Raw genomic sequence first — 12,945 nt, 5'->3', positions numbered from 1 at the left:
TCTTTCTTATTTTACATTATAAAAAACTTCCGCACACTCGCGAAAGTTTTATCTATCAAGAAAACTTATTACGTCCCTGCAGCAGCTAATGTTGCTTCCGTTTCTACTATTGTTACATTTAACCGTTCCATTAAATCAATGTCGTACGGTTCAGCAAGTTCAATACCATTTTCTTTTATAATACGGACGACAGGATGCGTACTTAACTGCTTATTTTGCTTCACTACAATCCCTACTCTTTCATCATTAAGAGTAACGGTTAACCCAACAGGGTACACCGCAACCGTCCTCCTGAATGCTTTGACAAGGTCCTGATCAAATTGTTTCCCAACACCTGAGTATAAAAGTTCTAACGCCTCATGTGGGAGGATTGGTTTGCGGTACACTCGATTTGAAGTGACCGCATCAAACACATCAGCAATGGCAATCATTTTCGCATAGAGATGAATATCATTAGACTTTAAGCCTCGAGGGTAGCCTGTCCCATCTAAACGTTCATGATGTTGAAGAGCACAATGAGCAGAGAGCAATGAAATATTAGGGGCTTTTCGTAGAATCTCAAAACCGGCCATTGAGTGACTTTGTATAACTTTAAATTCTTCATCAGTCAATTTTCCTGGTTTATTTAAAATTTCAACTGGAATTGTCATTTTACCTATATCATGAAGCAAGGAACCCATGCCAATTTCCATCAATTGTTTGTCATTGAAACCTAGGTCTACTGCAAGTCCTAATGTATAAACACTAACATTCAACGAATGAGTAAAAATATAGCTATCATAGACAAACATATCTGAAAGCAATGTTAGAGCATTTTCATTATTTTTAATATCAGTTAAAATGGCACGAAAGATTTTCGCAAAGTCTTTATTCAAATGATCAATATTAACGGATTTTTTCAACTTCAAATGATTAGCAATGCCTTTAAATTCAGATTTAATTGTTCTAATTGCTTTTCGTTTCGTCTCAAACGAAACGCCTGTTTCAACCACAATTCCATGCGTTCGCTCATCATAAATGTAAATAAAAGATATGCCTAGTTCATACAGACGAGTAAGTGAGCGTTCTGTTAGTTCAACTCCATCATATAGAAGGATTTGTCCATTATCGTTATAGATGGACTTAGCAAGCCTAGCCCCTGCTGTAACTGATCTTATTGCAACTAACCTCATGTTCATCTCCTTCTTGTGACCGTTCAAAGGTATAGTAATTACTTAATAGATTCTTTATGAACTCGTACTCACTTGAACATCTCTATTTAATTAATTTTCTAACCTCAGTTTACAACATACACGTCAGCCTGCAAGTAAATTGCTTCCAATTTAGAATGTTATACAACGAATCTAAAGGAATATGTCGAAATTCGGTCAATAAAGGAAAAAAATATAAAATTCTGACCATAAAAAACTAGCTGCTAAGATTATTTCTCAGCAGCTAAACAAGCTCGGTAACCCAAAGGGAAAACCACCCTTTGGGTTACCGAGCTTGTGCGAACATGTTTTGCGATGGCTTCTCTCGCCGTGCGCTTTTTGAGAAAACCACTCAAAAAGCTTAAAACATTACGGCGGTTCCGCTCATCGCTTAGATCCATATCCAAAAGGGAAAACCACCCTTTTGGATATGGATCTATTTCATCTTGAGCAATGCGTCTTTGCCTTTCATTCCGGCGGTTATTCCAAGTTGTTCTGCTTCTAATGTTACGGATTCTAATGGTGCTTCTAATAGTTGCTCTATTGTACGGACCCCCACGGCTCGACCGGCTACAATTTTACGGTCGATCAGCTTTTGGTTTGTATTAAATAGATTCACGTCAAGTGCTCCACACATAATGTACCCTTTATCGTTTGTAACAGCCATAAAATTCGTTTTAGGCAACTTTAATGTTACAGCAATAAATGTTTCGCCTTCAATTTGGATTGGGTTCATTTCAAGCACGGTATGCTCTCCTCCTATCGTCTCATATCATTCTCATTAGTACGATATGAAAAGAGATCCGGAGGCGTGAACCTATCTTACGTCCAATTTTGCTTGAGCTTCCATGCAAGCACATCACGTAAAAATTCGGGCATGAAGTAATGCTTCTCCTCTGATTCTGCAATTGCAGGGAAAATATAACCAAACGTGTACATATCCAGTGTTGCTACTCGATAGATTTGATCTTTTATTATTGGTTGCCCTAGGATGAAAACGGTCTCTGACTCATCGATCTCAATTCCCGTAAATAGCATCTTTCCTAGTACTTTCCCTCGAAATCCAAAGCCTTTTAACGCAAGATGAGTTAGTTCCTTAGTAAGGGAGCGCTTAATCGTCGCTTCTAATGCTTCTCCCGTCAGTGTAACAACACAAGGGTTAATAGGATGTGGACAAATACGATGGATGTCCCCTTTTGTGATCACTCCTTTTTCTAAAGAACCAAGAAGAACCCCAGCATGTAACATACCTACTTTTTCACCGCACCATTCTGTTACAGCATCACATAACATTTGACCTGCTTCCGTATGCTCTTGCCATTTTACAGTAAGTGGCTTGGGTAAAGTTGTCACAGGTTCACTTAAAAGGAGACTCGCTTCCTCTTTCATCCTCTTTAGTAATTGGTCTGTCTTCTCATCAGTTTTTTGATTTTTCACATCAAGGAGAACAGCTTCTTTCCGATATATGGACTGAGTGTTGCGGTCAAACTGAATATCAATCTTCCCTAAAAAGGCTCCATTTTTTCCAGCTTGAGCAATTAGTGTGTCATTAATAGTTAGTCCTGATGGCAAAACGTGATGAGTATGCGCTCCAAGAATCACGTCAATCCCCGTAAACTGATTCGCAATTTTTTCGTCAGTCTTTAAACCTAAATGTGACATGAGGACAACAATATCCGCCTTTTTTTCCAGCTGAGGCAAAAGCTCGTGCAATACGTCTATCGGAGAAAGCGCCTTCCAACCTAATAACTCATAAAAATGAAGAAAAGGTGCCGTAAGACCCATCATACCGACCTTCAACCCATTCTTCATTGTATGTATAACATAGCGCTCGGCCCACTCTAAACTGCTCCCATCAGCATTGACAATATTCGCAAGCAAAACGGGAAATGTTGCCTCCTTGTAAAGAGCTGTAAGTTGCTCTTTAGAAAAAGTTACACCTTCATTATTGCCAATTGTGACATAATCAGCTTTTGCTTCATTCAGGAGCTCGATATTTCCTTTTCCAAACATGGCCTCCGTTATTGGATTGCTTCGATCTGCATGGTCCCCGAGCTCTAAGTATAATGTATGGTCATCTCGTTCTTTTTTTATATGAGCGACCATTTGCGACCAATGATCAAAACAACTATGTATATCATTTGAGTGGAATAATGTAACCCGCTCCATTGTCAAAATAAGTACCCTCCTTCTAAAAGCATTAAGCCGATGTCATCCCTTCATATATTAATCTGAATGCCATAATAACCAGCATCAACCGAAGGAAAAAAACAAGCTTCTCGCTTGAGAGCTTTCGATTAATGGCAGCCCCAAGCGTCCCTCCAATCCATGCCCCTGGTATTAAGGCAAGAGCGTATACCCAATTCACATTGCCTTGAATCATATGCGATACCGATCCTACCACCGCTGATAACAAAATAATAAACATTGATGTAGCTACAGCTAAATGCGGAGGAAAGGCAAAGAGAACAATCATTGCTGGTACAAGGAGGGAACCCCCACCAATACCAAATAGCCCTGAGAGCATACCAACAACAAAAGAAATTGCGAGAACTGGAGCAATCCTATATCCATATGTAAAGTCTATTCCCTCTTCATCAGTATACGTTCTTTGTATCCCTTTTCCTGAACGAGGTAGTGGCTTTAAATACTTTCTAATAAATAGAATAAATGAAACAAAGAGTATAAAAAAACCTAAGTAAACTTGGAATGAATCTGTGTCAAACCCACGATTTAGCCATGTACCAATAATCGCACCTGGACCACTCGCACTAAAAAAGAGCAAACCACTCTTATAATCTACTTTCTCTTGCTTTATATAAGCGATCGTTGCAGATATCCCGGTAAAGATCATGATTAACAGTGACGTACCAACAGCTACTTGTGGCGTAATGTCTAGAAATGAATGACCACCTAACATTAACAATGCTGGCACGACAACAATGCCTCCACCAAGGCCCATCAAACTGCCTAGTGTTCCCCCAAGCAGACCAACAACTAATAAAATTACCCATACCATCTATTTCACCTGATTTCTGTGCACCTTGAGGTATCATGCTTTATTTTGATCAAAATCGATAAACGAACCCTCTCACTTTACAGAGTTAGACAAAATAGGGAAAACCGCCCTGTTATTACAGTTCGTGCGAACATTTGCAATGGCTCCACACGCCGTACGCCTTTTGAGAAACCCGCTCAAAAGGCTAAAAAGATAACGGCGGCTCCGCTCATTGCTTAGAGATAGACAAAACAGGGAAAACCGCCCTGTTTTGTCTATCTCTATTATCAAGAAAACAGATCGAGTTGTCTAGGTGCTAGTCCAAGATATTCGATTTCAAGCAATTCGATGAGTTGTTTTGCATTGGTTGCTGCATCGCCGCCTGAATTGTTATTAAAAATAATATAGATGTCCTTTGATTGTGCTGTGAGCTGTTTTATGTTTTGTTTCCATTCTAGTAACTCTGCTTCGTTGTATTTATATAAATAACGTACGTCTCGCCACGTTCCATCTCCTGGGTCATTCCATCCATGAATATTACGACCATGGAATCGAATCAATGTCTTTTCTGTATGAGTTGCTTCTAATATAATAGGAACCGATCGGACACCAGCCTGTGGTTCATCGCAAATGCTATGGATCCACTCTTCTTCTCTCATAAACAACAGCGTCTTCTCACACATGTTACCCTCAAACCAAGATCTATGACGAAACTCAAGCGCAACGGGTAGTCCTTGTAGTTGTTCTTTCACATAGCGAATCCACCCGACATGTTCTTTTTTGCAATCAAACCAAGGTGGAAACTGGCAAAGGACCATGGCTAGTTTTCCCTTTGCAATAAGAGGGGTTAAAGACTCTCGAAATGCTTCAAACATCTCTTCCTTTGTAGCAAAAGGAGCAAATCCACGTTGATGCCCAGTCATTCCTTGATAGGCCTTTACGACAAATTGAAACGTAGGTGGAGTTTCTCGTGCCCATTTCTCCATATTTCTAGTAGGTTGAACGGCATAAAATGAAGCATCTATTTCAACAATTGGAAAGTGTCCTGCATACACTTCTAATTTCGACTGCTTGCTCATTCCTATGTACAAGTCATCATGATCTCCCCAACCCGCAAGGCCAATATAGATCATTGTGTTCACTCCTCATCGTGTACATCCTCAGTCTTTTTAGTTTACCATGAAACCTCTTTCTTTACAGAATAGTTGATCCATGAATTATTGTGACCAATAAAAAGAGATAGAGCAGTCCTCTCTATCTCTTCCTAATACTCCCCTGTAATAATAGGCGTTCCCATCGTAATATCGACACTATCGCCATTCCCTAAGTCCCTCACACCTATTTGCAAGTTTATGTTCTCAGATTCATTAATGGCTATACCACTATCCCACTGTTCCGTATAGGCAGATACAGATACAAAATTACTTTCCTCTAAACCTTCCTTCACTTGTGCAGAAAATAATTCTACTAGATTTTTCGCTAGACGATCTAGCTCCTCATTCTCTTTTCTTTCCATCGTTGTGCGGATCGTTACATAAGTGTCATCTCCTTTTGCTTTTTCAGAGATCACATCTAACATGTCTTTATCCCACTTCTCTCCTGTTATTTGGTATGTAATACTCACCATTTGCTGTTCTCTACTTTCGTGAGACGTTATCACCACTCGCTCATCAGAATTCGTTTCTGGCATAGATTTTGTCCCAACCACTTTTCGGTAGTTACCGTTCCTTACTTCTTCTTCTAGCCACTTGAAACCACGATACTCACCCTTCATATTTATTACGAATCTATCAAATGCTTGAGAGTTTGTGCCAATATTTTTCTCTATCTTTGAGTACACAGTCCAATTTTTAATACTCATATCCTCTTCCATCGCCACATGTATCATTTCCTTAAGTTCATATAATTGATTCGTATCACTGCTTACATATTGAGTTTTATATAATCCAAACATGGCTGAAATTAACACACTATACAAAATTATATTTTTTATCATTCTCCTCACCTCCTTACAAGCATTGACAGATTCATAGAAAAATAAACGAGTGACATAGATTCTTTTTAAAAGAAATGACCGCATAAAAAAGCACCTGCATGTGAAAGAGTGCAGGTGCTTTTAAGCATTTTATAAGCGATCATTAACTGGCTTTTTCTAATTTCTTTTCATGTCCTTTACGCACAGGTGTTTCTGGTGCTTTTCCATTTCCTTTTCTACCTGATTCATCAAGCTTTCGCACATCTATCTTTGTCGTTGTTGCATCAAACACAAATTGATAAGCTCCATCTACATCTGGGGTAAATGTAGGGTTATCGCCTCCTGGAAGCCATTCACCATCCATAACAACTTTAAACTCAACTAGTTTGCCTGCTTCAAGTTCGATTGCTTCTGACTTCCATACGTTTTCTTTTTCATCAAACGTAAATGATTGATCATCATTTTCCCAGCTAAGAGGCTCTGATCCTCGTAACACACCGGCTTCATACTTCTTATAATCTACTTTTTCTTCCCCTTTGGCTAACTTACCCGACACTTCAAAAACTTTGAAACCTTGAGCTTCCATTTTGATCTCAATGGTTCCTTTTCTCGTCGTTTTCTTTTCTTGCGTTATGGCATTTTCAAGTCTGACATTTGTTAAGCGATCTTGTTGATAAAGTTCTGCTAAATTAAACGTTTGTTCATCACCTTTATTCACTAGAACAAGCAAGCGTGAATCATCATCTTTACGTTCAAAAATTAGCACATCATCATTTACGAAAATTTCTTCAAACGTACCTGTACGTAATGCAGGGTACTGATCTCTTAAAGCAATAATTTCTTGATAATGAGTAAATAGATCCAAGTCTTGGTCTTCCTTATTCCATGGCATCATTTCACGGTACCATCTGTCTTTCCAATCACTGTAGTCACTATGGTTTCCACTTTGTGTCATACCAACTTCCGTACCATAATAAATCATTGGGGAACCAGGTAACATAAATTGAGTAAAGGACGCAAGCTTCAACTTATTCGTATCGTTCCCCGCTTCATACAAGAACCTAGGAACATCATGGTTATCTAAAAATGACGACATAATATATTCAGGGTGATACGTAGCTTCGTTTTCTTTTATTAAGTTACTAACATTTTTCATGGAACCATTGTTAGCAAACGTATTTTTAAACGTATCATGGAAACCAAAATCAAGAGCTCCATCTAACTTCCCAGAGTAAGAGTTGATCTTTTCACGGTTGTCCCAAATCTCACCAAAAATATAATAATCTTTATCTAGCTGCTTAACCGCATGGCGGAAATCCACCCAGAAGCTATAGCTAGGTCCCTTTGCATAGTCTAAGCGGTACCCATCAAAGTTGACCTCTTCCAACCAAAAAGGAATCACTTCTTCAAGCATCCAGTCTCTTGTTTCTTGGTTGTCGTTATTTAATTGTGGCAGACTTTCCACCCCGTAAAATGTTTCATAGGAGCCATCTTCATGGAATGTATAATAGTCGAAATAAGGACTATCTTGACCATTTTTTAAAGCATCTTGAAAGAAAGGATGTTCATCTGAACTATGGTTTGGCACCATGTCATAAATCACTTTCATGTCACGATCATGAGCCTTTTCAATTAATTCTTGTAAAATCTCAAGCGTTCCAAAGTTCCTATCCACATCTAGGAAATCAATTGGATGATATCCGTGTGAAAATGGACCTTCAAAAACAGGCGATAAGTAAAGAGTGTTCACACCTAAATCGTCTAAGTAATCAAGTTTTTTGATCACACCTTCAAGGTCGCCGCCCATCCAGTCTTTCAATGCTTCCTCTAAACCAACTTCATCAACATCGACCGTATCGTAATTGTTATATGGATTTCCATCTTTAAAACGGTCGACAAAGATGTGATAGATCACAGCATCTTTGGCCCAATCAGGGGATGTGAAATCATCTACATAATAAGCAAATTCCGTTGCTTCGGCAGAGTCTAAGCTATTCGTATCGGCAAATTGAGAACCTTCGCCGTCTTGATCCCATACATCAACTTTATATTTAACAGGTGTTTCGTTTGATTGAGCAGGAATCGTTCCTTCTAAAACAGATACATACCCACGACTTCTTTCATCCGTTGAAACCACACTCATCTCAACAGCTTGTCCTACTTGAGCTTCACCTCTTGCTCCCTTTGGCGAAGCACCATCTGTTGTAAAATAAATTCCTCCATCGGTAATCGGTCCATAATGTTCAACTTCAACGGTGATCGTTACATCATCATTCTCACTTGGAATAAACGGAGAATGATTAAAATCATGAGTTACGTTACTTGCAATTGGAATACCTGTCCAAGCTTCCACCGTATCTTCCACTACGTTTGCTTCTTCCGCGAAGCTCGCTGTACGGTGTTTATCTCTTACTTCTTGATACTTTGCATTACCTAAACCATAACGATACTGCAACTCTTCACCAGCAGGCCCTCTTAAGGTAATGGAATAAAGTCCATCTTCGTCCTTAGTCATTCGTGTAACAGTATAATTAAAGTTATTCATATTGGAAGCAACCGTTGGGATAACCCAATCAGGCGTTTCTTCCGGTACCGTCAATTGTAATGTTAACTCCCCGTCATACTCTGTCGCCGGACGGACATCGACAAGTCTCTCATCTGCTGGATGAAAAACAAACTGATAGTCTCCTGCCTGAGGAGTTGTGTACTCTAAGTTCGCTCCTGGCATCCATTCGCCATCATATACAAACTTGTATTCTACCTTTTGACCACCTGGTAGATTGATAGGTTCACTAATCCATACTCCATCTACTTCATCAAACAACAAAAGGTGATCATTTCCATCCCATTTTAAAGGGGCTACACTTCCTCGTAGTAAGACACTTTCATATCCATCCGCATCACCAGACCACTGTCCATGAGCAGGTTGTGCAAACGTTGGCATAAACATACTTACCAAAAGCAACATTGACAAAAATAATAACGATAAACGTTTCATCCTCAAACCCTCCATCTTCATTTTATGCAAACGCTTCACAAAAGCGCTTACATCAATGATAAAAGGATTGTTATTTATTTTCAATGAGTTGTAGTGTTTCAAAATTAAAATGAGTCCTTTGAACGAGCATCAATGCGCAATTTCCGCGCAAACAAGAAACCGTTTGCACAATAATAGTAAAAAAGAAGCAAATCCCCGAAAGGACTTGCTTCTTTTTATATTAACCGATAGACCCTTCCATCTCGAACTTGATTAATTGTGCACAAAATAGTTTGAAATGGCTTATTAAGAAACGGCTCTATATCAAATGAGCGCACAAGTAAAATTCCTGCGAGAACGTTCAAAATAACTTGAACTTCAGTTCTGAAGATAAAGAAAAAATTATTAGGAAGAAGCATGAACCAATAGGGTCCAGGAACGAAAACTAATAAAATTAACAAAATTACAAAACTAAACAGTAACCAATTAATCCTTACTTTCTTAGAATAAATTTTAATTAGCTTCTTAGTCTCAATTAAAATACCAAATAAGAAATACAAAACACTTAATAAAATTGAATAAATTAAAATCCATTTAACATTGAAAAAATCAAGCATTTGTTCATATCTAGGAATAATTAGTGCTATTAGCATTAAAATTATAATGCCAATTATGCTAGACAAGACCGCTGTTTTTTTCACCTAATCACCCTTTCTCTTATTGAAGATAACTGCTTCGTTAGCGCAATAAGGCAAGCGATGGCTTGTTAAAGCATCGCCCTCGTTAGTTCAAAATAAAGGATGCGCTATTCCTTAAAGCGGCGCATCCTTTATCCGAATAAACATTTAATTTCAATTTGTCATAATAATTTCATATTCGCCAATTTCAGCTTGACCAGGGTTTGAAAATAAAACAACATCCTTATACCAGACTTTAATTTTTTGTCCAATTTCAATTTCTTCAGTTGCATTGGAAAGCCATACAGAAAGTTCATCGTTTTCTGAATCAACAACAAGGATTTTATCATTATCACGTTCTGTTACAACCCCAACAATACCTGTATTTGCTTTTAGTGCTTCTCTGTCATCGATGTCTAGTTTACGCTCTTGCAACTCTTCCCCTGCTAAATCTTCTACAACTTCCTGGTTCACTTCGATATTTTCCTTTGACACACAACCTATTAACGCTGTACCCAAAAATAAAACTAAAATAAAAAAACTAAATCTTCCTTTCATAGCACCCTCCATTAACAATTTAAATTTCCCTTACTGTTTCTTTCTGTTGTTAGAAACACACACTTTTTACCTTTTTACTTCAATAATGTTTTTAATTATTACTTATCACCCATATTAGTTAGACGCTACAAAATATATAAAGTTACACTATTGCCATCTTTTTTATTAAATGCATCAGTAGTTGAAGAAGCGACAGCCTGTTGTTCAACTATTCTGCCACGTTACTTCAACAAGGAAAGGGACTAATCCTACACTGAACAGTACCTTTCTTTGTTCCACATTAGCTCCCGTTAGCTGAAGAAGAATTAATTAAAGACTAAGTTTAAATAATCTCCGTGACCTCGAATTAGTTCAACCTCATCCTTTGAAGAAATCCAAAAATAATGGAATATTAGTCCTTCTTCATCCTCTCCACCTGTTGGTTCATAATCCCATTCATCTGGAACATTTGAAACATTTATCTTGTAAAAAAATCTATTATGAATTGCACCATCATCATTTTCCCAATAATCTTCTGCTATTAAATTCTCAACCTCAAAATTTTTCAATCCTGTTTCTTCTCCAATTTCTCTTATTACTGCATTATAGGTGTTTTCTTTAGGTTTTACAGTACCTTTAGGTATCTGTATCCCAGCTTCAGCAACAGGATGGCGAAAAACTAATACCTGTGTTCTATCTTCTTTAACTCTTGTTACATACCCATATGCTTTTTTTATCGACATCATATACATTCCTCTTTCAATATGCATATTTCTTCAACCTTATTAACCTGCCTCGTTTGCACAAGAAGCGATTGCTCATATGGAACAATCGCACCATTCATTAAAATCAATTTATTTTTTCAACTTAAAAACCATGAAGTCAGCGCATCTAAAATCTTCTTCAAATGAAGGATATTTTTTTAGCATCTCTGTTGATGGCTTCGGTTCTACAATGCTTTCTAATACAAAACCAGTTTTGATTAGAGTATTTATATAACTTGTTAATGTTCTATGGAAGAATAACATTTTTTCTTTATCACCTAAACCTTGTTCATACGCACCTTCATAAAAATATTTATCTACGTTCCAGTGCAACTTTTCACCACTCTCTGTTTTCTCCCAACCACATTCTGGAGTAACGAAACAAGGATGCAATATAGAAAAAATAAAAATACCCCCATCTACTAATAACCGATACATTTCTTGAAACGCTTTTTCATAATTCGCTAGATCTTGAATAACCATATTTGACACTACTAAATCGAACCTTTCATCTTCTAAATTATTCAAGTCCTCACAATTACCTTGTCTATAATCAATTAACAAATCTTTTGGAGTTCTTCCTTTAGCAATTTCTATCATTCTTGAAGAATAATCAACTGCTGTCACAGTAGCACCAGACTTGGATAAAATTCTGCTTAAATATCCTTCGCCACATCCTGCATCTAAAACTTTTTTATTTCTCACATTTCCCATAAGTGAAAATAAAGTAGGGTTTAAAAAGACTTCTTTATGAAGGTCTCCTTGTTCAGTATGATTTTTTGAATATGTATCTGCAAAAGCATCCCATCTCTTAATCGCTTCTTGAGTACCTACATTTTGTATCATTTATTAATACCCCCAATACCATTTTCTTCAAATCCATTCCCTTTATTTCTATAACCTTCTTAAAGTATCCTGCTCCGTTAGCGCAATAAGGCAAGAGATGCCTTATTAAAGCATCGCTCTCCGTTAGTTGAGGAAACTTTTTCTCTTTAACTACTTTCATCCTTTTTATTTTAAATTTTGAAGTTACTAAATATACTGCAATGAATGTTAATATTAAATCAGTATAGGGACTACTAGAACCACCTAGAAGAGTTGCACCAATCATAAAAACTATAAATGTCAAAACAATTAAAGCTAATACATACATACCAAAACTCCCCATCATAACCCCCATTAAGTTCTAAACAAAATTTTCGGTTTTCATTAATGCCTCCGTTACTTTCATAAGACCAAACCACATAATTAACTAATTTTTCGTATCTTTATCAGAATAAAACTGACCAAATATAATAAACAGCTAATACCGAATAAAGCAAAAATTCCAGGTGTAAAAGCAAAATAAACACTATATGGTAATGACCATCGGTGTTTGGAAGCTGATACTCAATAATTTTTTATTAAAGCGGTCGATTCAAATAATCACACTATACTTCATTGACATATATGTATGAATAACATATAGTGTAATTATGGAAAAAGATAAATGGGTTATACAGTACAGTAAAGGGATCTATGAATTGGCTATTCTTATGCTTCTAAAAAGTAACGACATGTATGGCTATAAGCTTTCATCAAAATTAAAGGAAACTGGATTTTTAAGTTTATCTGGTGGAGCTATTTATCCCATATTAAATAGGTTATACAAGAAAGGATGGATTACTTATTATAATAAGGATGAGAAAGAAAGTGGGAAAGGCCCGAATAGAAAGTATTATCAAATAACTGATGAAGGTATTAACATAGTCGATGATCGACTTGAACATTTTAATAACCTAGGTAATGTAATTAATAGCTTATCAAAGGGAGGAGAGTAAAAGCTTT

13 protein-coding genes are annotated in these 12,945 nt (G+C 37.1%); 1 reads left to right on the top strand and 12 read right to left on the bottom strand.

Going from position 1 to position 12,945, the window contains the following annotated elements:
* Positions 1-68: 68 nt before the first annotated feature.
* From AC1FXP_RS18050 to AC1FXP_RS17995, 12 genes are all read right to left on the bottom strand, one after another.
* Positions 69-1,172, bottom strand: a complete 1,104-nt coding sequence (locus tag AC1FXP_RS18050) for an HD-GYP domain-containing protein (RefSeq protein WP_480063386.1) — start codon at positions 1,170-1,172, stop codon at positions 69-71.
* Positions 1,173-1,420: 248 nt separating this feature from the next.
* The gene (locus tag AC1FXP_RS18045) at positions 1,421-1,597 is read right to left on the bottom strand and encodes a hypothetical protein (RefSeq protein WP_480063385.1); all 177 of its coding nucleotides are present in this window, start codon (positions 1,595-1,597) and stop codon (positions 1,421-1,423) included.
* Positions 1,598-1,626: 29 nt separating this feature from the next.
* Positions 1,627-1,935, bottom strand: coding sequence for a YunC family protein (locus tag AC1FXP_RS18040; RefSeq protein ID WP_480063384.1), 309 nt, complete (start codon positions 1,933-1,935; stop codon positions 1,627-1,629).
* Between the two features lie 77 nt (positions 1,936-2,012).
* On the bottom strand, positions 2,013-3,359 hold the full coding sequence (locus AC1FXP_RS18035) for a bifunctional metallophosphatase/5'-nucleotidase (protein ID WP_480063492.1): 1,347 nt from the start codon (positions 3,357-3,359) through the stop codon (positions 2,013-2,015).
* A gap of 31 nt (positions 3,360-3,390) precedes the next feature.
* Positions 3,391-4,209, bottom strand: coding sequence for a sulfite exporter TauE/SafE family protein (locus AC1FXP_RS18030; RefSeq protein WP_480063382.1), 819 nt, complete (start codon positions 4,207-4,209; stop codon positions 3,391-3,393).
* Between the two features lie 266 nt (positions 4,210-4,475).
* Positions 4,476-5,321, bottom strand: coding sequence for a DUF72 domain-containing protein (locus AC1FXP_RS18025; RefSeq protein WP_480063381.1), 846 nt, complete (start codon positions 5,319-5,321; stop codon positions 4,476-4,478).
* Positions 5,322-5,452: 131 nt separating this feature from the next.
* Positions 5,453-6,184, bottom strand: coding sequence for a YwmB family TATA-box binding protein (locus tag AC1FXP_RS18020; protein WP_480063380.1), 732 nt, complete (start codon positions 6,182-6,184; stop codon positions 5,453-5,455).
* A gap of 142 nt (positions 6,185-6,326) precedes the next feature.
* The gene (locus tag AC1FXP_RS18015) at positions 6,327-9,161 is read right to left on the bottom strand and encodes an alpha-amylase family glycosyl hydrolase (protein ID WP_480063379.1); all 2,835 of its coding nucleotides are present in this window, start codon (positions 9,159-9,161) and stop codon (positions 6,327-6,329) included.
* Positions 9,162-9,991: 830 nt separating this feature from the next.
* Positions 9,992-10,375 carry a DUF3221 domain-containing protein gene (locus AC1FXP_RS18010; protein WP_480063378.1) on the bottom strand — a complete coding sequence of 128 codons (384 nt, stop codon included), beginning with the start codon at positions 10,373-10,375 and terminating at the stop codon, positions 9,992-9,994.
* A 305-nt stretch (positions 10,376-10,680) separates the two neighbouring features.
* Positions 10,681-11,100 (bottom strand): NUDIX hydrolase, encoded by a 420-nt coding sequence (locus AC1FXP_RS18005; protein ID WP_480063377.1) that lies wholly within the window; start codon positions 11,098-11,100, stop codon positions 10,681-10,683.
* A gap of 108 nt (positions 11,101-11,208) precedes the next feature.
* Positions 11,209-11,964, bottom strand: coding sequence for a class I SAM-dependent methyltransferase (locus AC1FXP_RS18000; RefSeq protein ID WP_480063376.1), 756 nt, complete (start codon positions 11,962-11,964; stop codon positions 11,209-11,211).
* Positions 11,930-12,271 (bottom strand): hypothetical protein, encoded by a 342-nt coding sequence (locus AC1FXP_RS17995; RefSeq protein ID WP_480063375.1) that lies wholly within the window; start codon positions 12,269-12,271, stop codon positions 11,930-11,932. The genes AC1FXP_RS18000 and AC1FXP_RS17995 overlap by 35 nt, the downstream gene beginning before the upstream one ends.
* A gap of 322 nt (positions 12,272-12,593) precedes the next feature.
* Between AC1FXP_RS17995 and AC1FXP_RS17990 the strand changes: the two genes are divergently transcribed.
* A complete protein-coding gene (locus tag AC1FXP_RS17990) occupies positions 12,594-12,938 on the top strand; it encodes a PadR family transcriptional regulator (RefSeq protein ID WP_480063374.1) in 345 nt (114 codons plus the stop codon).
* Positions 12,939-12,945 lie beyond the last annotated feature (7 nt).

The organism is Halalkalibacter sp. HAAS-P013 (assembly GCF_056619925.1).
This window is presented reverse-complemented; position numbering and strand designations above follow the sequence as displayed.